Genomic DNA, 20,238 nt, shown 5'->3' with positions numbered 1-20,238 from the left:
GCACGGTGGCAATCGCACTGGACAACATACTCGCGACCATCAAGGACAAGCAGTGGGCGCTGGCCGATATCGATTGGGACGCACCGGGTGCAGACCAGATCACCGATGAGCAGCGTCCCGCGCTCAAGGAATTCATGTCGGATCTGGTCTGGATCGAAAATGTGGGTGCACAGGGGTTCGTGGCACTGGCGAAGAAAGCACCGAATGAGGTTCTCAAGCAGATATACACCTACTTCCATGCCGAGGAGCAGCGACACGCTAATGCCGAGCTGGCCCTGATGCGACGCTGGGGCATGATCGAAGAGGGCGAAGTGCCGTTGCCCAACAAGAACATTCGTCTCGTCATCGAATGGCTGGATCGGTATAGCGACGACCTCAACATGGCAACTTTGGGGACAGCCATCCCGGCGCTAGAGACCGCACTCGACGGCGCCCTGGTCAAATTCCTGCTCGATGAGGTGGCGGACCCGCTGTGCCATGAGGTGTTCCAACACATCAACAGCGACGAGTCGCGGCACCTCGCAGTGGGCTTCGGGGTTTTGGACATGTTAGGCGCCAGCCCCATGCGCAAACTCATCATCGAAACCGTGGGCACCGTGATGAAACCGTCGGTGATGCTCGCCGCACTGATCTACTCGCCTTTGCTAACCCGGATGATGACCAACATCTCCGCGATGGGACTCTCCGAGGAGAAGCTGTACAACGCCGTCAGACGATACGAGAACGTGGGTGGACGCAGCGCAAACACGCGGAGAATCCCCGCCTTCCATATCATCAAACACCACATGGGAATGTCCATTAACCATGTGCAGCCCTACCAGTTCATCTCCGAATCCTTGGGCAAGGCCATCGACCTATTCCCGATCCGCGTGCTGGGCAAGACCCCGACCTGGTCCGAGGAACTCACCTACAAGCCGGTGTCGCGATGAGCGAGGTGCTGATCGTCGGTGCGGGCTTCGCCGGTCTGGGCACCGCGATCCGCTTGCTGGAGCAGGGAATCGAGGACTTCACGATCCTGGAGCGGGGACAGGATGTGGGCGGGACCTGGCGGGATAACTCCTACCCCGGTGCGGCCTGTGACATCCCGTCGCTGCTGTACTCGTATTCCTTTGAGCAGAACCCGGATTGGTCCAAGGCGTACTCGGGAGGCCCCGAGATCCTGCGTTACATCCAGCGCATGGTCGACAAACACCAGCTGCGGCGCTTCATCAAATTCGGCGTCGACGTCACCGCGCTGACATTCGACGAGAACAAGGGGATGTGGACCGCCGACACATCGTCCGGCGAGATCTTCAGCGGACGATGTGCAGTGATGGCGGCGGGACCGCTGGCCAACGTCAGCTGGCCCGATATCCGCGGCCTCGACAGCTACACCGGGCACAAGATTCACAGTGCACGGTGGGATCACGACTACGACATGGCCGGCAAGCATGTTGCGGTGATCGGCACGGGAGCCAGTGCCGTGCAGATCATCCCGGAGTTGGTCAAGACGGCCGCCCGGGTCAAGGTCTTCCAGCGGACCCCCGGTTGGGTGTTGCCGCGCTTGGACTTCCGGCATCCCGCGTGGGCGCAAAGACTTTTCGGCAGCAATCCGGCGGTGCAGAGCGCCGCCCGACAGGCCTGGTACTGGACGCATGAGGCCGCCGCGGTGGGAATGGTCTGGGACACCCCGGTGACCACCCTCATCCAATGGATCGCCAAGGCGAACCTGCGCCGGCAGATCAGTGACCCCTGGACCCGCCGCCAGCTGACCCCCGACTTCCGCGCCGGTTGCAAACGGATGCTGATGACCAACGACTACTACGCGGCGCTGGAGAGGGACAACTGCAAGCTGATCACCTGGCCCATCGCCACATTGTCCCCCAAGGGTATTCGCACAGCCGACGGTATCGAACACGATGTGGATTGCATCGTCTTCGCCACCGGGTTCGACGTATGCAAAGCGGGCACCCCGTTCCCGATCGCGGGACGCGACGGCAGGAAGCTCGCCGACGAATGGTCCGAGGGAGCCCACGCCTACAAGAGCGTGAACGTTTCCGGCTACCCGAACCTGTTCTTCACCTTCGGCCCCAACTCGGGACCGGGGCACAACTCCGCGCTCGTCTACATGGAGGCGCAGATCGACTACATCGTGCAGGCGATCGGCATCCTCCGGAACCGCGATCTGCTGACCCTGGACGTGCGCAAGGACCGGCAGGACGCCTTCAACGAAGACATTCAGCAGCGGCTCGGGAAGACCACCTGGAACTCCGGCTGCCAAAGCTGGTACCTCACCGCCGACGGTAAGAACACCACCATGTTCCCCGGATTCGCCACCCAGTTCGCGCGGCAACTGCGAACAGTCGAACTCGACGACTACAGCTTCACAGAGAGCGCCGTCACCCACGCAACCAACTGATCGCAGAGGAACCCGGCTACGGCCTGCGGCCCCGGGGAGCACAGGCAGCACCATCATGGTCTGTCTACGTCGCGCATCATGCCTACGGCCGATGCAGTGACCGCCATCCGAGAATAGCCACAGTCCGCTGATCAACCACCAAGGGACTGTCTGAAAAACGGTGGATCTGACTTGGTTCAACACGCCGGGCGTTGCTTGGCGGGAAGGACTGATGATGACCGAAACCATGGATGACATGGCGAATCAGATTGATACCGCGGCGGTGGCCGCGCAGTTGCTGGCCCAAGCCAGCGAGCAGGGTGTGGAGCTGGTCGGCCCGGACGGGTTGCTCAATGCGCTCACCAAACAGGTGTTGGAGTCCGCGCTGCAAGCGGAGATGGATGAACACCTGGGCTATGAAAAACACCAGGTGGCGGGCCGTAATGGCGGGAACTCCCGCAACGGGGTCCGCGAGAAAACGGTGCTGACCGAGATCGGGCCGGTGCAAATCGAGGTGCCCCGCGATACCGACGCCAGCTTTGATCCGAAGATCGTCCGGAAACGCCAGCGCCGGCTGACCGGGATCGATCAGATCATCTTGTCCCTGACCGCCAAAGGGCTGACCACCGGCGAAGTCGCCGCTCATTTCGGTGAGGTCTATGGTGCTGACGTCTCGAAGGACACGATCTCGAAGATCACCGATAAGGTGGTCGGAGAAATGGCCGAATGGGCAGGGCGGCCACTAGATTCGGTGTATCCGGTGATGTTCATCGACGCTATCCACGTCAAGATCCGCGACGGCCAGGTCGCCAACCGGCCGGTCTATGTCGCCATCGGCGTCACCACCGCAGATGAACGGGACATCCTGGGCTTGTGGGCCGGGGACGGCGGTGAAGGCGCCAAATACTGGCTTGCTGTCTTGACCGAGATCAAGAACCGTGGCACCGCCGATGTGTGCATCGTGGTCTGTGACGGACTCAAAGGCTTACCCGAGTCGATCAACACTGTCTGGCCCGCTGCTGTGATCCAGACCTGCGTTATCCATTTGATCCGCAATACCTTTCGCTACGCATCCCGCAAATACTGGGACGAGATGGCCCGCGATCTGCGGCCGGTCTACACCGCAGCGACCGAGGCCGCGGCCAAAGAACGCTTCGTCGAGTTCAGCGGCAAATGGGGCCAACGCTATCCGGCGATCATGCGACTCTGGGAGAACGCCTGGAGCGAGTTCGTGCCGTTCCTGGACTACGACACCGAGATCCGGCGAGTCATCTGCTCCACGAACGCTATCGAATCGGTCAACGCCCGCTACCGCCGGGCAATCCGCGCCCGCGGTCATTTCCCCACCGAGCAAGCAGCTCTCAAGTGCCTGTATCTGGTCACCCGATCACTAGACCCCACCGGCAAAGGTAGGGCACGATGGGCCATGCGGCGGAAACCAGCTTTGAACGCATTCGCTATCGCGTTCGAAGGCCGGATTACCCCGGCAGCGAATAACTAACCATGCCAAGCAGATCCACCGTTAATCTGACAGACCCCTGCTGTCGAATCGGTGGTGCTGTGAGGGTCAAGTAGCGTGGAATCCAAGGTCACTGGATGGGCGGGCTGTTCGAGGGCCTTGGCTAAGGCTGTAGGAAATGAAGTGCTTCGTGAGACAAAACCCGGTGCATTCGGCGTGAGACAAATGCAATAGCTGCAGGTCAGGGTAGTGGCCAAGTGCAGTTGAATTTGAGACCCTACATTCGGTTTGTAGGGGCGCACTTTCGGCTGCGTCCCGTCCCGGCATTTTTCGATGCGCGGACGCTGACTGGCCGCCACTGCTGATGGCGGGGCACTCCGATAGGTTGCCTACCGCCTCATGGACAAAGTTGGTCGGCATGCTTTATACGCGCGTAGTCAGCTTTCGCAACGTCTGATACTCGGCGTCGCGATACGGCCGCCCGTCCGGCTGTAGTAGATCACTGAACCACACGTCCGGGACCTTGGTGTAAGGCTTGTCCCAGGAATCCCACGGGAAGTAGGTCTGGGTCTTGCCCGCCACCAACCCCCAGCTGTACGCACCGACGTTGTGCCGCTTCGCAACTGGGAGCACGCCCTCGACTGTGCTGCCCTGGCCGCGGGCCAGGTACTCGGTGCACAGGATCGGTCGGCCCAGCGGGGCGAGTTCGTTGATGCGGGCCTCGAACTCGGTGGGGCCTGCATACGAGTGAAACGAGATGACATCGGAGTTGTCGAGTTGGAAACCGGCCATCTCACTACGGCTTCCGCGATCCCAGCTGCCCTGCCACACACCACTGGTCAGCGGCTGCACTGGATTGACCGAACGTGCCCAGCTGAATACCTGCGGAAGCAGCCCACTGACGGCGTCGATCTTGTCTTTGCGCTCCACATTGCGGTACTGCTTGGCCGGGTTGTCCGGCTCATTCCACAGGTCCCAGCCCAGGATCCGGTTGTCATTACGAAACTGGTTCATGACGCCCACCACGTAATCTCTCAGCACCCCGCGGTAGCTCGGGTCGTCGATGCGCTGCGCCCCTGGGCTCTGTACCCAGCCCGAGTTGTGCACGCCCGGCGTCGGCGCCCGCTGGGCTCCTAGCTGAGGATTCGGATCCCAGCACGAGTCGAAGAAGACGAAAAGTGGCTTGATGCCCTGGCGCGCGGCGATCCCGACGAACTGCGACAGCCGGTTTTGGAATCCGGCGCGATCCTGGGCCCACAGCAGATCGTGTAGGAACACCCGTACGGTGTTGAACCCCAATAGCCGGCACGCCCCCAACTCGCTGTCGATGCGTCGCGCGTCGTAGGTGCCCGGTGCGAACATCTCGAGCTGGTTGATCGCGTTCGAGGTGATGAAGTTGGTGCCGACCTGCCAACCCTGCGCCTGGTACCACGCATTGGCGCGTTCAACCGGCCATTGGCCTGGCGCGGCGGTCGCACGCGGGATTACCGAAAGAGGAGCCAGTATCTGGGGGAGAGTCGCTACTGCCAGCGCCAGCGGAATCTTTAGGGCCGTTCGACGGTGCACTTAGTGAACATAGTGGCGTACAGCAAGTACGCAGGCCCACGTATCGCATTGCAACCACTGAGGTTTCATATCGTTATCAACTTGAGGCGCCTGGGTTTGGAGGCTACTACATGGGCCAGTACCGACGCGGGCCGTCATGAAGCAGCGCGATAGATATTGCGTCGCGATTAGCTGGCTGATTGTGGTCGCTTTTGCACTGTCGTCACCGGGGGTGCGACAACCCTGACGAAATCACTAGGTGCCGGGACCGCCGCCGACGGTGCCGTTCATGTCGGCGGGGCCGCTGGGGACTCCACCCGCGGCACCGTTCACCCCGCGGGACCGTTGGAGGAACCGCCTGCGGAACCGCCGCCGGGACCACCGATGGGGGGGACGTTCGAGTTGGCGGAATTGCCAGCGGGACCGCTGGGTGAACCACCGATGGGGCCCGTCACGTCGGAACGGTCAGAGTTTCCGATGGAACCGGTCACGTCCGAACCCCCGGAAGAATCGCTGTCGGGATCGGCCACCTCGGAATTGCCGGGGAGTGCCATCACCGTGGAAAGCACGCCAGCGTGGCTGCCGTGATTGGTGGCGACGGCGCCGCCGAACAAAGCCACGACCCCGCACCCCACCAGCGCTCGTCCCAACATCCGGTGGCGGTTTGAAGGCTTACCCGTCATAGCCATAACCCTAGTTTTATTCTGTAAACAATTGCGAGCATCGTCGGGCATCCGAGGTTGGTTCATAGATGTCTCTTGCCGGCGCACGATCTGCAGGAGTGCAGTACGCGTTTTTCGCGGAAGATCGATCACACACCAAGGGAGAGAAGTAGATGCGCATCAAGAATCTGCATGTCACCGCGTTGCCCGTCGCAGTAGGCGTCATTGCCTCAGTTGCGGTGGGCTGCTCACACAAGACTGGTGACGCGCCTTCGCTCAGTTCTGCTAGCTCGGCCGCTTCGTCGGCGATCTCGTCCATTACCGCTTCGCCCTCCGAAAAGCCCAGCACCACACAGATTCCGGGTAAGAACGGCACGCCTTACACCGTGGAGGGACCGATCCTCGCCAAGTGGAACACCCTGAACGATGTTCAGAAGAAGGACCTGGGCGCACCGTATGACAATCAGAAGGAGACCCTGGATCGCAGCGGTGTCTATCAGCAGTTTGACGGCGGCGTGCTGATCTACCGCAATGGAAAGCCGGTCTATTTCGTGTGGGGCAAGATCCGAGACACCTGGAACGAAAACCAAGCCTCACAAGGCAAACTCGGCTATCCCACGGCCGATGAGGTGACCGAGTCCGACGGCTCGTTCAAGTCCACCTTCGAGCACGGAACGATCACTTTCAAAGTCGGCGATGCCGATGCGAAAGTCTCACTGACAAACTGAGCAACCAGTAGAAACGTCAGCACGGGCACGGGTCGTCGATGGCCCTCAAAACGCCGCGGACGACCCGTGCTGCTGACGACAGCGGAGTTGGCCATTCTAAAAACGAGACGCTTGTCTCGCTGCACGACATCATGAGAAAGGTTGGGACATGGGAATTACTGATGACGCCCAGAACAAGTTCGATGATCTTAAGGGCCGCGCTAAGGAAGCCGCCGGATCCGTCACCAACGACGACGATCTGAAAGCTGAAGGACAGGCCGAGCAGGGGATCGCCTCTGCCAAGCAGAAGATCGCTGATGCTGCCGATAAGGTCAAAGAGGGTGTTGAGGCCGTCAAGGACAAGCTAACCGGAAACGACTAGCCAAGCCGCGCTCAACAACCGGCGTCTGACGTGGGTCAGTACCGCCTGCGCCACAGGGCGGTCACCGACCGACGGACTGTACCAACGCCTTAATCCGTTGTGCAGCTGACGATTTCACTTCCATCGAACACAGTAGTGCTGCCGTACTGGAATGCCGGATCGTAGGGATAACGGGCAGTCGATGACGTGCACTTCATCGACTGCCCGTTGGCGTCGAGATGTGCCCCTTTGCTCGGATAGGAAGCGCCAGGCTGCTACCTACTCGGGGTCGCCGATGTCGCCGATGTCGCCGACGTGGCCGTGCAGGACGATGCGTCCGTCGGCCAGTTTGTAGGTCAGGTACACGATGGCGAGCTTGTTGGCCTCGACGGCATCGGCGACGACCTGTGAGCGCTGCAGGAGTTTGGTGCCGGTCTCTTCGACGTGGCGGGCCTCGAATTCATCGATGCGCGACAGTCCGTCCTTGCGGCCCCCCAGGATCGAGGGCATCACCCGCACCACCAGGTCCCGGATATACCCGCCCGGCACCTCGCCGCTATCCAGAGCGGCCACCGTGGCCCCCACCGCGCCACAGGAGTCATGACCCAGGATCGCGATCAACGGCACACCCAACACCGCCACCGCATACTCAATCGAACCCAACACCGCCGAGTCGATCACCTGACCGGCGGTGCGCACGATGAACATATCGCCCAGGCCCTGATCGAAAATGATCTCCGCGGCCACCCGACTATCCGAACACCCGAACAACAACACATCAGGGCTCTGACCATTAGCCAGCTCAGTACGACGCGCGATGCTCTGACTCGGATGCTGCGGCAAACCACCAACAAAACGCTCGTTGCCCTCTTTGAGTGCCTTCCAGGCGGACTTCGGATCAGCTGTCATATGCGCATTGTGCATTACGGGGGTATCGTATGCAGCGCATGTGAGCGTGGACACATTCTTCATGAACAAGCAGCCGCCCAGTTGTGCTGATGTGTTGCCTTGCATATCGATTCGCGGCCCAGACCGAGCGGCCAAACTCTCCTGAACCCATCTGTGGTTCACGGTGCCGATCCGGCTTGTCGAAGTCGCACTGACCACCGCCCGCAGACCTTCTCTAAACGGTGGCAAATTCATTGCCTGAACAATCAGTATTGCTTGGGGTGGAGTGTCCGAAACCGGGCGGTGAAGAGAGTCCTCGGCGCCTCACAGAACCGAAGAATGCGTCTACGTAGCAAACAATGGACCACTCTTCGTGACCTGTATGCCGCGCGCCCCCGCCCTCAGCGACGTCCCGGTCCCGATTCATTCGTTGAACGCGTCGAGTCAAAGCCGTCACCCGATGCAGGTCCGTGACGATGCTCATCTGAGGCCCCGTCATGTAGTGGAGATCACTGGCTTTCACGAGATAGCGTGGCACTTTTGCGCAATTTCTCTTGATACGGTTGCCCGATGGCATGGGACGCGCATTCCCAGGTAAATTCTGGTACGGTTGTCCCCATCCGCCCAATGGTGGCAGGGGTGTCTCCTCGCCTTCGCACACTCATTCAAGCCGGCGCGGCAGTCTTTATGGCAATGGGGGTGTCCGCCTGCGACCCGCCGACACTGGAGAGTCTTGACCTGCCGGCGCCGAGCATCGGTTCCGACGCGTATGCGGTGACCGCAAAGTTTGCCAATGCCCTGAATCTGCCGGATCTGGCAAAGGTCCGCCTCAAGGGCGCCGATATCGGCGAGGTCGAATCCATCGAGGCCATCGACGATGTGGCCGTCGTCAAACTTCGGATACTCAGGGGTGTGCGTCTGCCGGTCGGGTCTACCGCCCAGCTGCGCAGTGCCACCCCGTTGGGTGACGTGTTCGTAGCCCTCGAACCCCCCATTCAGCCATCCGCGGAACTCCTCAAGGACGGCGACGTTCTCGATTTACAAACCACGTCGTCGGCGGCCTCCGTGGAGGGTGTGCTCAGTTCAGCCGCGGTATTGGTCAACGGTGGTGTGGTCCGCAACTTGACCCATCTGGTCAACGGGCTCGGCAAGGCTTCGGCAGACAATGGCCAGACCCTGGGGGACATTGTGGGGCAATCGAATCAGCTGCTGGACACCCTCAATAAGCGTTCGGCACAGATTCAAAACTCATTGGACAAGACGTCCCAACTGGCCGCCTCGATTTCGTCGCGAGAGAAGACGATCAATGATCTGCTTGCGGCATCGGGCCCGGGCGTGCAAGCGATCGACGCTAACCAGATCGGCGACCTGGCCAACAAGAGCGGGCAGATCAGCGACCAACTTGCGAAATTCCCATCGATCCAGGGCACCGACGGCCGCAGCACACTGGCCGACCTCAACTCGATTTCGCGCGGCTTCAACGACATCGCGGTGAGTCCCGACACCAGCCTGGTCGCACTCAACCGGCTGATACCAATGCTCATTAAGGCGAACGCCGGTAGTGCGCAGGCGCATGACGTCAACATCGCCAAGCTCGCATTGGGCAACATGGACGACGCGGGCTACAAGGGCTCCAGCGATTACCATGGACCCAAGCAGGCCGACTGGGCGTACTTTGTCGGTAGCTTCAAGTACACCCTGTACCGGCTTCAGGAGCGCATCGTTGGGCAAGGCCCGAACCCTCTAGCCCCCCAAGATAGTTCGGTACCGCCAGGGCGGTGAGCCATGAGAGCCTACGTGTTGTGGGCCAGTACTCTCCCGATATTCTCGCCGCCGGGCTCGACGTAATTTTCTGCGGAATCAATCCTGCCGCCACCGCGGTGGCCGACGGACACAACTTCTCGAATCGGAGCAACCGTTTCTGGGAAGTGCTCTACCGGGCCGGCTTCACGGACATTCGCCTGCGCCCGGAGGACGAGCGTCAACTGCTGACGTACGGGTGCGGAATCACCGCTGCTGTCAGCCGTGCAACACCGCGCGCCGACGATATTGCGGTTAGCGAATTCCGGGCGGCGCGGCCAGATTTCGAGGAGAAGATGCGTCGCTTAGAACCCCGTGCACTGGCATTTCTTGGAAAGCGGGCAGTGGTGTCCATGCTCGAATCCCCGCACATCGCATTCGGACCACAGCCATTTCGCGTCGCGGAGGTGACGACGTGGGTGCTGCCTAATCCCAGCGGCCTCAACCGGCGGTTCACGCTCGACGCACTCGTCGACGCCTACGCCGAGCTTCGCGTGTCTCTCACTGGTGGAAGTTCCACTGGCCGACATCCTGGGCCAGAGCATCGCTGACGTCGACCTCGAGCCCGCCCACCACCGGGCCGGGATTGGACACGGTACTCACGATGCGCTGGTAGAGAACCGCACCGGGGAACACCTGGCCGCGTGACCATGACCGGGTCTGCCAGGCCCACACGTGGCCGGGCGAGCGCGAATTGCCGATCACACCATCGGCGGCAGCCCACTGACACGGATTGACACCGCCGTAGATGCCGGTGCGCTGCACCCCGAGCACCGAGTTGATGCCCTTAAACCATTGCAGTGCAACGTTGTTCCAGGTATCGCGGTTGATGTCGTCGTCGACGGAGAAGAAGACCGGCGCGCTCTGGCCGCCGCCGGCCGCGGTGTGCAGCTGCCAGGCGGTGCGAGCGTCCTCGACGCCACCGGCGAATCCACGCGTGAAGTCCGATGGCGCTGTCCCGCCGGGCTTTCCGTATTGGAAATTGCTGACGATCACCAGCCCGGCCGCCGTGAGCGCCTGGGCATACGGCCGGGTGATCGGCTTGGCGCCCATGAACGAGCCGGGACGTGAGGTGGAGACGTAGTTGATCACTCCCGAGTGTCCGGCGGCCTTGATGTCCTCTGCCGGAATCTGGCGCATGGCGAAGTCGATCAATGTGGGCGCGGCGGCGGACGCCGTCGGTGTGCCGGCAGCGGCTGATGCCGCACCGAGCCCGGCCAGTGCGGACAGTGCTGTGGCGTAGCGCAGCGCGTCACGTCGGGTCACCGAGCGTGAAGGGCGCAGAGGGTCGTGGGTCCCCGACGAATCGTGCATCGCAGGAAGTTAACAATGTGACTGTTGTTAAAGATGTTGCCTCGCCGATACGTCCGATAACGTTCTGGCATCAGGGTGAAGAATCTCGTGATAGGCAGGGGCGCAGTGGTTCTCGGCTACAGGACCGGTTAATTGCTGTAGAGATGCAGAACCCGGGCTGCCGTGGTGGCGATATCGCCGCTCAGCCCCACAATGGGTGGTCCGCCGCGCTGATGGATAACGTTCGCCAAGACCACTACATACGTGTCGGATGCTGCATCAATCCACACCGTCACCCCGGTGAAGCCTGAGTGGCCGACGCTGCCGATGGGAAAGAGCATTCCACGCGGCTTGGACAGCTCCGTATCGATATCCCAGCCGAAACCGCGCAGGCTCTGTCCCGCTATCGCCGGATAGTGCGGTGCAAGTAGGGGATCGGTGGTGTTCGCACTCTTCTGGATGGCCTGGCGGCTGGCGTTGTTGGCCGCTTCGAGCTGTGCGGTGGTGTGGCCTGGCTGCTGCGGCGTCGTCATCAGTTCCAGGGTGGATCGCTTCAGCGGGAACAGGCTCGGTCTTCCGGCGAGCCGATCGAGAAGTGCCTGGGAGTATCGGCCGACGTCATCGGCCGTCGAGAACACACCCGCACTGCCGACCGCGCCGCCCATCCGGCGCGCGGTGGGGTCGTGCACGGTGCCGCGAAGCAGATTGTCGTAGTTGGGATTGATACCCGGGGCGTCCTCGTCGCGAGCTGTCGGTGCGATGCGTCTCAACAGATCGGTGTTCCAGGCGCCCACCGGGCAGGGAACGTTCGCGTCCGACAGTTTGCCGAAAGAAACTGCTGTACCGATGATTTGGTGCGGTCCACATGCCTTGGCCGGGGGTAGGTAACGCGTGTCGGACATGCCCAGCGGCGCAAAAACGCTGTCCTGCACGTAGACATCCAGAGACTCGCCGGTGACTTTCTCGATGAGCACACCGAGGATGATGAAGTTGATATCGGAGTAGTGGAATGTCTTACCGGGGTCCAATGCCAACGGGGCGGTGAGTGCCCGATGTACACCGCCTGCCTTGTCCGCCTCCGTCACTCCCCAAGGCCCCTGATGGCTCAGGTCGCCTCCGATGCCCGAGGTATGCGTCAGCAGCATGCGAAGCGTCACCTGTGCGCGTCGCGGGTCGTTGTCGGGGTTGAAATCCGGCAGGTATGTCTGCACGGGCTCGTCGATCCGAACCAGGCTCTTCTCGTACAGCTGAAGAAGGGCCACACTTGTCGCGAGCGGTTTGGTCAGCGAGGCCAGGTCGAAAATCGTGTCGTCGGACATCGGTTCGGCAGGTGCGGGCGACCCGTCCAATCCCGGTTCATCGGGGAGCTTGCGCCACCCGAAGGCCTGCCTGAACACGACCTTGCCGGCGTGCCCGATGTGCACCACCGCTCCAGGGAGCCGAGGCGCTGCAACCGCGTCGTTGACGAGTCGGGTGACGGGTGCGAAAGGACCTTGGGGCTCCACGCTCGGCGCCGTGATCGGATTCGTTGCGTGCCCGCATGCCGGCACCCCGGCCAGGACGACGAGGACTGTGGCGATGGCGCAGACCCGAGCTCGCGACACCTTCACCAGATCAACGGTAGAGGCTCAGGTATGGGTGAGTGCATCCCGCACGGCTGATTGGGTGTGGGGCAGCCAGATTGCCTGGATAGGTGCCTGCGGTGGGTCGGTGATTTCGACGACGACCACCTGGCCCGCCAGGCATGGGCCGGTGGGGGCGGTGACGAAGGCGACGCCGTCGTTGTCGAGGACCGCGGTCACCGGCGGGGTCCCCTGAACACGGTTGATGGTGAACGCGGGTTCGAAGCCGGCGGACCGACAGGTGCTCAGGATGTAGTCCGTGTAGTTGGAGAATCCCGGAGGGGCCCACACGATGATCCGCTCATTCCGCAGATCGCGTAGAGCTACTGAATCACGTTCTGCCAGAGGGTGATCTCTGGGGACGGCGACACGCAGGGCGTGGTATCCGATCACGCGTGATGCGAGATTCTTGGGCGTTGATATTCCCCGGCGCAGCGCGATGTCGGCCGATCCGCAGATGATCGCGGGTTCGAGGGCGCTGGGGAACATCTGCAGTGCGGTGATCGATATGTCCGGCAGTGCGGATCGAACGGGAACGAGAAGCTGATGAACTTCTTCGGCGGTGATCGCCGGAGTGTGTGCGACCACGAACGGCCGGGGTACATCGGATGCGGTGTTCTGTACCTGGCGCACCAACGTCTGCGCGGCCGCCAGCAGTACGACGGATCCATCGCGCAGAACCTCCCCGGCCGGGGTCAACTCGATATGGCGGCCACTACGGTCGAACATCTTCGCGCCGAGCTGCTTTTCGAGGTTCGCCATCGACTGGCTGATGGCCTGTTGCGTCAGTCTGAGTTGCCCGGCCGCCCGGGAGAAGCTCGCGTACTCCGCCACGGAAAGGAATTGCTGGAGACGCCGGAGATCGATCGGATCGTCGCCTTTTTCCGTTGACCGAGAAGCCATGAATAGCACTATATGCCCAAGTAAAAGTTGTAGATCTTGAATAGTTTTATGTTTTCGCCTTGTACCGGGTGCCTCTAGCGTGGAGTCGTCAGGGCTTTACTGACGAATGAGTCGCGTAAATGAAAGGTGCCGCCCCATGCCAGACGAAGTGGACCAGCTTGTTAAGCAGCTTGCCGAAACGTTCGGACGCCCGATCCGCTCGCCGATTCTGCATTGGCCGGACGAATACGGTCTGGAGTACGAGTCGGTGACCTTCCCGTCGGAGGACGGTGTCCCGTTGGATGCCTGGTTCATTCCCTGTAAGGGCTCCAAGAAGATCGCGATCGCCAATCACCCGATATGGCACAACCGCTATGGGCTGCCCGCCCACCTGGAGCCGTGGAAGCAGATCGGTGGCGCCGGCGGTAACGACTTCGAGGTCAACTTCATGGCGGACTACAAGAACCTCCACGACGCCGGATACAACGTACTCACCTATGACATGCGCAACTTCGGACACAGCGGAATCGGCAACGGTGGCATCGGCAGCAACGGAATCTTCGAGTCCCGCGACGTCATCGGTTCAATTCAGTACGTACGTGCACGGCCCGATACCAAGGACATGACTGTTGTGCTGTTCAGCCGCTGCTGCGGCATGAACGCCACCTTCATCGCCCATGATCGGCGCCCGGAGGTGTTCGAGGGCATCCCGGCCATCGTGTCTCCGCAGCCGGTCTCGCTGCGCCCGTTCTATGAGCGCATCACCGAGATCCTGGGTATCACAGACCGTTTGGACGATATTGAGCGCGAGATCCAGCTGATCACCAGCTTCAAGCTCGACGACATGTCACCGATCCCTACGCCAAGAGCATGGACATTCCCACCTTCCTGGTCCAGGTTCGCAACGACGCGCTCACCCGGGAGAGCGACGTTCAGACGATCTTCGACAGCATGCCCGTCACCGACAAGAAGCTGTTCTGGATCGAGAACTCCATCAGAAGGTGGGACGGGTACAACTACTTCCCGAACAACCCTGAGCAGTTGATCGACTGGTTCGACACCCACACCTCCTAACGGGTACGGGGGCCACCTCGACGGGGGGTGGCCCCCAGCCTGTCGGTGTGCCGACCCGATTCGGAGCTTCACCGCGTACCAGATCGAGGGACCCTTGCATGGCAATACGTTTCGATATCAAGACCGCCAATCATCACACGCGATGGCCGGACATTCTTGCCGTGTGGAAGGAAGCCGACAGCATCGAAATTTTCCATACTGCATGGCTTTTCGATCACTTCTATCCCATCGCCTCACCATCGGAACACGAGCCGGATCTGGATGGCCCATGCCTGGAAGGATGGACACTGTTGGCAGCCCTGGCGCGGGAGACGACTCGCCTGCGGATGGGAACATTGGTCACGGGCATCCACTACCGCCACCCGGCGGTGCTGGCGAATATGGCCGCGACGGTCGACATCATATCCGGCGGGCGGCTCGAGCTAGGTCTCGGAGCGGGCTGGAATGAAGACGAATCCAATGCTTACGGTATCGATCTCGGCTCGCTAAGTCAGCGTTTCGACCGGTTCGAAGAGGCCTGTGAGGTGATCGTCGGGCTGCTGTCGCAGCGTCTCACCGACTTTTCCGGGAAGTATTACACGATCACCGGCGCGTACTGCGAGCCCAAGGGACCCCAATGGTCTTATCCACCAATACTTATCGGTGGCAATGGAGAGAAACGTACGCTGCCCCTGGTAGCCCGGTTCGCTCAACACTGGAACTTCCCCAACGGCACCCCAGAGGAATTCGCACGTAAGCGCGACATCCTGCACGCTCGATGCGCCGATATCGGCCGTGATCCGTCAGAGATCGTCACCTCCGCACACATCTGGCTCAAATCGGGTTCGCGTGACGACATCTCACGTCTGGTAGAGGAGATCGCGGCGTTCCAGAGCGTGGGCCTTGAGGCCGCTGTTATCTACCTGCCCTTACCGCTGGATCCCCGGGTGCTCACACCGTTGGCGGTAGAACTCGGCGCGCTCGCCTAGTCGTCCACAGCAGTACCTCCAGAAATGTAACGAGAGAGGACAACAGATCATGGTGGATATTCCTGATTCAATCGAGACGGTGCAGCCGTACCGTCCGTCGGACCGGCCGCTCGCCGGGAAGGTGGCAGTGGTGACGGGGGCCTCGGCGAATATGGGTGCTGCGCTTGCCCGGACGCTTGCGTACGACGGCGCGCGGGTTGTTGTGCACTACCGCAGTGATTCCAAGAAGGACAAGGCCGCACAGGTGGTGCGGGAGATCCAGGACGCCGGCGGCGAAGCGGTCAGCTATCAGGCGGATCTGGTGGTCCCGGCAAACTGCGCCAAGCTTGTGGACTTCACATTCGAGACATTCGGCCGCTGGGACATCCTCGTCAAAACCGCCGGAATGATTGTGCGAAAGCCTTTGGCGGACATCACCGAGGACGAGTATGATGCCGTGTTCAACACCAACGCCAAGACGGTGTTCTTCATGATGCGCGAGGCTGCGCGCCGGATGGCCGATGACGGTCGGATCCTGAGCTTCATCACGGCAATGGTTGGCGCGCTGGCCCCGACATACAGCGCCTATGCCGGGTCGAAGGCTCCCGTCGAGCACTTCAGCAAGGCGTTGGCCAAGGAGGTGGGTGGTCGCGGGATCACCGTGAACTGCATTGCGCCGGGCCCGCTGCAGACGAGCTTCTTCTATCCCGCGGAGTCCGACGTGAACATCGCCTGGCTGCAGTCGATGAGTATCAATGGGCAGATCGGCCGGGGTGACGACATATTGCCGGTCGCCAGGCTATTGGTTCTTCCGGAGGGTCGCTGGACCACCGCCCAGACCATCTTTGTCAACGGCGGCATTCTCTCCACCATCAACTAGTGCCCGCAAGGAGGCTGTTATGCCATCTCCGACGAAAGATCTAGGCCTTGTCACCGATCCCGCGGTACGGGATGCGATCGCCGCCTGGCAGAGTAAAGATAGCGAGCACTGGCTTGCCGCGTTCATAGCGGCGCCCGGGCTCACCGATGATGGCGCGATACGTGATTTCAGTGCGTTCAGCGCAGAGATCGGTCACGAGTACTTCACGCGGATCGAGCGGGTCAGCCCGGACGGACACACCGTCATCGGGCAGTTTCATAGCGAGACATGGGGAGATTTCCGGACGTTCTTCCGATTCGTTTCCGGTGGGCCAGAAGGAAAATTCACAAAGCTGGAGATCGGCCAAGCCTGACCCGCCTACCGTTCGAACGCGGGATTCAGGTGTTGTCGCGATAGGCACGGGGGGGTCGTGCCGACGTGATTCTCGAATATGGCGGTGAAGTGGTTGGAGTTTGAAAGTCCAATGGCAGAGCCGATGTCAGCGATTGACAGTGCACTGTGGGTCAGCAGTCGTTTTGCCTTGGAAATGCGCCGGTTCAGGAAGAACTGATACGGCGTGGTCTGGAACGTCGCGGAGAATGCTCTGGTGAACTCGCGCACGGTCATGCCGCAGCAGCCGGCGAGCTGAGCCAGCCCGATGAGATGATCGGGGCTGGTGTCCAGGTATTCGATCAGTGCGGCTTGGGTGGCTCTGTCCAGGCCGCGATAGAACGGTGGTTGCGCCGCGCCATCGCCGGTGTGTCTGTCGGCAAGATGGAGCAGTAGCGATTCGGTCAGCGATTCCATCAGCAAGAGCGCGAAGACATCGTCCCGGTTCTTCACTTCGTTGATCCGTTCGACGAGGTGATGTGTGAGTGAATCACGTTGCCCGATAGCAGGTTTGACAGTGCCACGGGTGATGGCCCTGGTGGGGATGGAGAGTTGGCAGTACTGGACGGTGTCGCCCTGTGCCAGTGCGGCGTATTGGTGTTCGGCGGGAATGACCCACACATCACCGATGTTCGGCAGCGCGCGACCCGACGGCCCGTGCTCGATTTCGAATTCCATGGTGCGCATGCGGCCATAGCGATGAATCACGATGACGTGATGGGATTCGCGCCACGACCAATCCGTGGGCGCGGCAATGTTTTCGGTGACAAGGGCCAGCTCGACGTCGCCCGCGGCAATCGTGGTGGACGAGGTCAGCCGACGGGCACTCGTGGTCCGCTCGGCGTATCGGGGCGTGTCAAGCATGGGTGTGACTCCGTCCGCGTGTCAGGAGTCCAGCGTATCCATGCAGATGGCCAGCTGCAGCTCACGGGTGCCCTGTCGTTGCGTGGGCTAAGTTCACCGCGAAGCCATCAATCGCGCGACGCCACGCATCACTGTGCGACGCGCCAGGTCCCGTGCGTTGTCCGCGAGTGACCGCGTCGGGGGAGCAGGCGCCGTGCCGAGGTGGGGAAAGAGCGTCAGGGCATTGGCATGATCGATCGCGGCGCGAGCCGAGTCGTCCAGCGGGTAGTTCTCCAGGCCGGCGGCGAACAGCTGTGAGGCTGCGAGCGGCGCGAACGGCCAGTCCGACCCGAACAGGACGTGACCGGGTTCGGCGAATGCCAGTAACGAGGGCAGTGCAGCGGGGCTGGAGGACAGTGCGGTATCGAAGTAGAAGCTTGCGAAGTCATCCAGATTGTCCGCAGGGCTGGCTCCCGTGTCGCTGGTGATGGCGACGGCCATGCGGTGGCTGGCGTATGGCACGAAGCCACCCGCGTGACTGAGGATGAATTTGATGTGCGGGTATTTGCGGCGGATTCCGTTGCGAACCAAAAGGTATGCGGCACGGGTGGTATCGAGAAGGAAGTCGGCGGCAAAGGGCAGCACCCCGGTTACGGCCGGTCCGGGCAGATCGGCGGGATGGATGAAGACCGCCGCTGAGCGGGCGTCCAGAGCGGCGAACAGATCGTCCTGTCCGTCCTGGCCGAGGTAGACGCCGTCGTTGTTGGCCAGCAGGACCACGCCATCTGCACGCAAGACATCCAGTGCCCGAACGGTTTCCGCGACGGACGCATCGATATGGGGCATCGGGACGGTAGCGAAAAAGCCGAACCGCTCCGGTTGGCCGTCGACGACGGACGCGGTGTAGTCGTTGAGGTCGCGGGCCAGTGCCGCGGCATCGGGGGCGGACGACATGAAGGTAGTGCCCGGTGTCGATACCGACAGGATTGCGGTGGCGATGTCCAGGGCATTCATGGTTTCCAGGGATGCCTCCGGGCTCCAGTCCGGTAGTGCCCTTCCTCCGGCCTCATCGATTCCGGCGGTTTGTAAGGCCTTGCGATACAGGGCCGGGATGCAGTGGTGGTGGGTGTCGATGCGTGCCATGAGTGTCCGCCTCAGCTGTCGGTTTCAGGGTGCAGCAATGATTGTGCCCCGATCTCGTGCCCAGCGGCCCTAGCGCGTGAGCACCTACAGTGGTTGTTCGAAGAACATCGAGAGGACCGTATGTCTACGGAAACGCCTGCTACACGCCTTGAGGCGGATGTTCGGGTTGTGCAGCCGCGCGCTTTCCTGCCGGTCTTTCTGCTGGCCTACTTCGCCTCTGCAATCGCGCTGCTTGCCGCCGGGGCGGTGAGCATCCCGCTGCGGCTGGCCGAGCTGGACCCGGTGCACAAGACGCAGGTGCTGTCGCTGACGATGGCTCTCGGGGGCATTGCGATCATCGTGGTGACGCCTCCGTTGGGTCATCTCAGTGACACCTCGATCTCGAGGTTCGGTATTCGTAGGCCGTTCCTCGTGGGTGGCACGCTTGTCGGTGCGGTGGGTCTGACGACACTGGCCACGGCACCGACGGTCGGTGGAGTGGTCGCGGGTTGGTGCATCACCCAGATCGGCTTCGCCGCGACTCTCGTGGTCTTCAACGCGCTGTTGGCAGATCAGATATCGGTCGCAATCCGGGCACGTGTGGCGGCGGTGTTCGGCATCTCGACCAGCCTTGCACCCGTGGTCGGGAGTGTGTTTATCAACGTCCTACCGAACGACCCACGGTGGTGGTTCGGCCTCCCGGCGGTACTGGCGCTGATGTTCAACGGCGCCGCCGTACTCGTTCTGCGTGACATCGTCCGTACGCAGCGGGCCCCTCGAAGCTGGCAAGCCATCCTCTCCAGCTATTGGATAAATCCGAGGAAACACCAGGATTTCGCGTGGGCATGGATCTGCCGCCTTTTCGTCACGATGTCGGTGCTGCTGGTGACGGTCTACATGCTGTACATCGTGGCGGGCACCCTGGGGTTGTCGGAGCATGAGGCAGCCGCCAGGTACGGCAGCATCATCGGTGCCTTCCTGATCACCAATACGATCACCGCAGCGATATCGGCGTGGTGGTCAGATCGCACCGGGCGGCGCAAGGGCATCGTCTGGACCTCATGCCTGATCACCGCGGTCGGCTTGGTGATCTTGCTGTTGTTCAAAGACTTTCATTCCCTGCTGCTCGGCGCGGCTGTGATCGGAGCAGGGCAGGGCGCCTACGCCGCAGTGGATTTGGCGCTGATGACGGAGGTGCTCCCCGAGACGGAGTCGTCGGGGAAGGACCTTGGCGTGGTGGCCATGGCGTACCTGTTGCCGCAGTTGCTTGTGCCCCTGTTGGCAACAGCGCTATTCGGGCTACATCACACCCAAGGGGACTTCAGCATCCTGTATCTGGCGTCCATGGTGCTGTCGGTCCTCGGTGCGCTGGCAGTGCTTCCGATCAAATCCGTACGGTAGGCGGAC

At 61.5% G+C, this 20,238-nt stretch carries 19 protein-coding genes and 1 pseudogene; 12 read left to right on the top strand and 8 right to left on the bottom strand.

All coding sequences use genetic code 11. The features are described from left to right. Positions 1 to 5: 5 nt before the first annotated feature. From MSTE_RS24440 to MSTE_RS24430, 3 genes are all read left to right on the top strand, one after another. Positions 6 to 929 (top strand): reductase, encoded by a 924-nt coding sequence (locus MSTE_RS24440; RefSeq protein WP_096505126.1) that lies wholly within the window; start codon positions 6 to 8, stop codon positions 927 to 929. Next, positions 926 to 2,398, top strand: a complete 1,473-nt coding sequence (locus MSTE_RS24435; protein ID WP_096505124.1) for a flavin-containing monooxygenase — start codon at positions 926 to 928, stop codon at positions 2,396 to 2,398. The genes MSTE_RS24440 and MSTE_RS24435 overlap by 4 nt, the downstream gene beginning before the upstream one ends. 235 nt (positions 2,399 to 2,633) lie before the next feature. Beyond that, positions 2,634 to 3,878, top strand: coding sequence for an IS256 family transposase (locus MSTE_RS24430; RefSeq protein ID WP_408645835.1), 1,245 nt, complete (start codon positions 2,634 to 2,636; stop codon positions 3,876 to 3,878). A 381-nt stretch (positions 3,879 to 4,259) separates the two neighbouring features. Here the strand turns inward: MSTE_RS24430 and MSTE_RS24425 are convergent, their stop codons facing one another. After that, positions 4,260 to 5,402 (bottom strand): glycoside hydrolase 5 family protein, encoded by a 1,143-nt coding sequence (locus MSTE_RS24425; protein WP_193442049.1) that lies wholly within the window; start codon positions 5,400 to 5,402, stop codon positions 4,260 to 4,262. Between the two features lie 308 nt (positions 5,403 to 5,710). Then, entirely contained in the window at positions 5,711 to 6,064 is a 354-nt protein-coding gene (locus tag MSTE_RS24420) for a hypothetical protein (protein WP_157997743.1), read from the bottom strand. Between the two features lie 152 nt (positions 6,065 to 6,216). Between MSTE_RS24420 and MSTE_RS24415 the strand changes: the two genes are divergently transcribed. Both MSTE_RS24415 and MSTE_RS24410 read left to right on the top strand, forming a co-directional pair. Further along, a complete protein-coding gene (locus MSTE_RS24415; protein WP_096505120.1) occupies positions 6,217 to 6,771 on the top strand; it encodes an LGFP repeat-containing protein in 555 nt (184 codons plus the stop codon). A 148-nt stretch (positions 6,772 to 6,919) separates the two neighbouring features. Beyond that, entirely contained in the window at positions 6,920 to 7,132 is a 213-nt protein-coding gene (locus MSTE_RS24410) for a CsbD family protein (RefSeq protein ID WP_030097629.1), read from the top strand. A 258-nt stretch (positions 7,133 to 7,390) separates the two neighbouring features. Here MSTE_RS24410 and MSTE_RS24405 read toward each other — a convergent pair whose 3' ends face one another. Beyond that, on the bottom strand, positions 7,391 to 8,020 hold the full coding sequence (locus tag MSTE_RS24405; protein ID WP_096505118.1) for a carbonic anhydrase: 630 nt from the start codon (positions 8,018 to 8,020) through the stop codon (positions 7,391 to 7,393). A 672-nt stretch (positions 8,021 to 8,692) separates the two neighbouring features. On the opposite strand from MSTE_RS24405, the gene MSTE_RS24400 reads away from it, so the two are divergent. Both MSTE_RS24400 and mug read left to right on the top strand, forming a co-directional pair. Then, the gene (locus MSTE_RS24400; RefSeq protein ID WP_231897168.1) at positions 8,693 to 9,781 is read left to right on the top strand and encodes an MlaD family protein; all 1,089 of its coding nucleotides are present in this window, start codon (positions 8,693 to 8,695) and stop codon (positions 9,779 to 9,781) included. Next, the gene (mug, locus tag MSTE_RS24395; RefSeq protein WP_096505114.1) at positions 9,778 to 10,350 is read left to right on the top strand and encodes a G/U mismatch-specific DNA glycosylase; all 573 of its coding nucleotides are present in this window, start codon (positions 9,778 to 9,780) and stop codon (positions 10,348 to 10,350) included. The genes MSTE_RS24400 and mug overlap by 4 nt, the downstream gene beginning before the upstream one ends. Here mug and MSTE_RS24390 read toward each other — a convergent pair. The 3 genes from MSTE_RS24390 to MSTE_RS24380 all read right to left on the bottom strand — a co-directional run bounded on the left by MSTE_RS24390 (position 10,301) and on the right by MSTE_RS24380 (position 13,617). Continuing rightward, entirely contained in the window at positions 10,301 to 11,113 is an 813-nt protein-coding gene (locus MSTE_RS24390; protein WP_096505112.1) for a DUF1906 domain-containing protein, read from the bottom strand. The genes mug and MSTE_RS24390 overlap by 50 nt on opposite strands. A gap of 128 nt (positions 11,114 to 11,241) precedes the next feature. Further along, entirely contained in the window at positions 11,242 to 12,702 is a 1,461-nt protein-coding gene (locus tag MSTE_RS24385; RefSeq protein WP_096505110.1) for a serine hydrolase domain-containing protein, read from the bottom strand. An 18-nt stretch (positions 12,703 to 12,720) separates the two neighbouring features. Continuing rightward, positions 12,721 to 13,617, bottom strand: a complete 897-nt coding sequence (locus MSTE_RS24380) for a LysR family transcriptional regulator (protein ID WP_096505108.1) — start codon at positions 13,615 to 13,617, stop codon at positions 12,721 to 12,723. A gap of 136 nt (positions 13,618 to 13,753) precedes the next feature. Here MSTE_RS24380 and MSTE_RS24375 point away from each other — a divergent pair. From MSTE_RS24375 to MSTE_RS24360, 4 genes and pseudogenes are all read left to right on the top strand, one after another. Continuing rightward, positions 13,754 to 14,670: pseudogene (locus tag MSTE_RS24375) on the top strand (alpha/beta hydrolase family protein). Between the two features lie 104 nt (positions 14,671 to 14,774). Beyond that, positions 14,775 to 15,638, top strand: coding sequence for an LLM class F420-dependent oxidoreductase (locus MSTE_RS24370; protein ID WP_096506357.1), 864 nt, complete (start codon positions 14,775 to 14,777; stop codon positions 15,636 to 15,638). Positions 15,639 to 15,687: 49 nt separating this feature from the next. Continuing rightward, the gene (locus MSTE_RS24365; protein WP_096505106.1) at positions 15,688 to 16,497 is read left to right on the top strand and encodes an SDR family oxidoreductase; all 810 of its coding nucleotides are present in this window, start codon (positions 15,688 to 15,690) and stop codon (positions 16,495 to 16,497) included. 19 nt (positions 16,498 to 16,516) lie between these two features. Further along, on the top strand, positions 16,517 to 16,849 hold the full coding sequence (locus MSTE_RS24360; protein ID WP_162291515.1) for a hypothetical protein: 333 nt from the start codon (positions 16,517 to 16,519) through the stop codon (positions 16,847 to 16,849). Positions 16,850 to 16,854: 5 nt separating this feature from the next. Here MSTE_RS24360 and MSTE_RS24355 read toward each other — a convergent pair whose 3' ends face one another. Beyond that, the gene (locus MSTE_RS24355) at positions 16,855 to 17,730 is read right to left on the bottom strand and encodes a helix-turn-helix transcriptional regulator (protein ID WP_096505104.1); all 876 of its coding nucleotides are present in this window, start codon (positions 17,728 to 17,730) and stop codon (positions 16,855 to 16,857) included. A gap of 93 nt (positions 17,731 to 17,823) precedes the next feature. After that, positions 17,824 to 18,852, bottom strand: coding sequence for an amidohydrolase family protein (locus MSTE_RS24350; RefSeq protein WP_096505102.1), 1,029 nt, complete (start codon positions 18,850 to 18,852; stop codon positions 17,824 to 17,826). Positions 18,853 to 18,972: 120 nt separating this feature from the next. Here MSTE_RS24350 and MSTE_RS24345 point away from each other — a divergent pair, with 120 nt between their 5' ends. Further along, the gene (locus MSTE_RS24345; protein ID WP_096505100.1) at positions 18,973 to 20,232 is read left to right on the top strand and encodes an MFS transporter; all 1,260 of its coding nucleotides are present in this window, start codon (positions 18,973 to 18,975) and stop codon (positions 20,230 to 20,232) included. The last annotated feature ends 6 nt before the right edge of the window (positions 20,233 to 20,238 follow it).

Source organism: [Mycobacterium] stephanolepidis (assembly GCF_002356335.1).
GTDB lineage: Bacteria > Actinomycetota > Actinomycetes > Mycobacteriales > Mycobacteriaceae > Mycobacterium > Mycobacterium stephanolepidis.
This window is presented reverse-complemented; position numbering and strand designations above follow the sequence as displayed.

What these genes read in the sequence shown, in the direction of transcription:
- MSTE_RS24435 (WP_096505124.1), top strand. Translation starts at nt 926, where the DNA reads ATGAGCGAGGTGCTGATCGTCGGTGCGGGCTTCGCCGGTCTGGGCACC.
- MSTE_RS24430 (WP_408645835.1), top strand. Translation starts at nt 2,634, where the DNA reads ATGGCGAATCAGATTGATACCGCGGCGGTGGCCGCGCAGTTGCTGGCC.
- MSTE_RS24420 (WP_157997743.1), bottom strand. Translation starts at nt 6,064, where the DNA reads ATGACGGGTAAGCCTTCAAACCGCCACCGGATGTTGGGACGAGCGCTG.
- MSTE_RS24415 (WP_096505120.1), top strand. Translation starts at nt 6,217, where the DNA reads ATGCGCATCAAGAATCTGCATGTCACCGCGTTGCCCGTCGCAGTAGGC.
- MSTE_RS24410 (WP_030097629.1), top strand. Translation starts at nt 6,920, where the DNA reads ATGGGAATTACTGATGACGCCCAGAACAAGTTCGATGATCTTAAGGGC.
- MSTE_RS24405 (WP_096505118.1), bottom strand. Translation starts at nt 8,020, where the DNA reads ATGACAGCTGATCCGAAGTCCGCCTGGAAGGCACTCAAAGAGGGCAAC.
- MSTE_RS24400 (WP_231897168.1), top strand. Translation starts at nt 8,693, where the DNA reads ATGGGGGTGTCCGCCTGCGACCCGCCGACACTGGAGAGTCTTGACCTG.
- MSTE_RS24390 (WP_096505112.1), bottom strand. Translation starts at nt 11,113, where the DNA reads ATGCACGATTCGTCGGGGACCCACGACCCTCTGCGCCCTTCACGCTCG.
- MSTE_RS24380 (WP_096505108.1), bottom strand. Translation starts at nt 13,617, where the DNA reads ATGGCTTCTCGGTCAACGGAAAAAGGCGACGATCCGATCGATCTCCGG.
- MSTE_RS24365 (WP_096505106.1), top strand. Translation starts at nt 15,688, where the DNA reads ATGGTGGATATTCCTGATTCAATCGAGACGGTGCAGCCGTACCGTCCG.
- MSTE_RS24360 (WP_162291515.1), top strand. Translation starts at nt 16,517, where the DNA reads ATGCCATCTCCGACGAAAGATCTAGGCCTTGTCACCGATCCCGCGGTA.
- MSTE_RS24355 (WP_096505104.1), bottom strand. Translation starts at nt 17,730, where the DNA reads ATGCTTGACACGCCCCGATACGCCGAGCGGACCACGAGTGCCCGTCGG.
- MSTE_RS24350 (WP_096505102.1), bottom strand. Translation starts at nt 18,852, where the DNA reads ATGGCACGCATCGACACCCACCACCACTGCATCCCGGCCCTGTATCGC.
- MSTE_RS24345 (WP_096505100.1), top strand. Translation starts at nt 18,973, where the DNA reads ATGTCTACGGAAACGCCTGCTACACGCCTTGAGGCGGATGTTCGGGTT.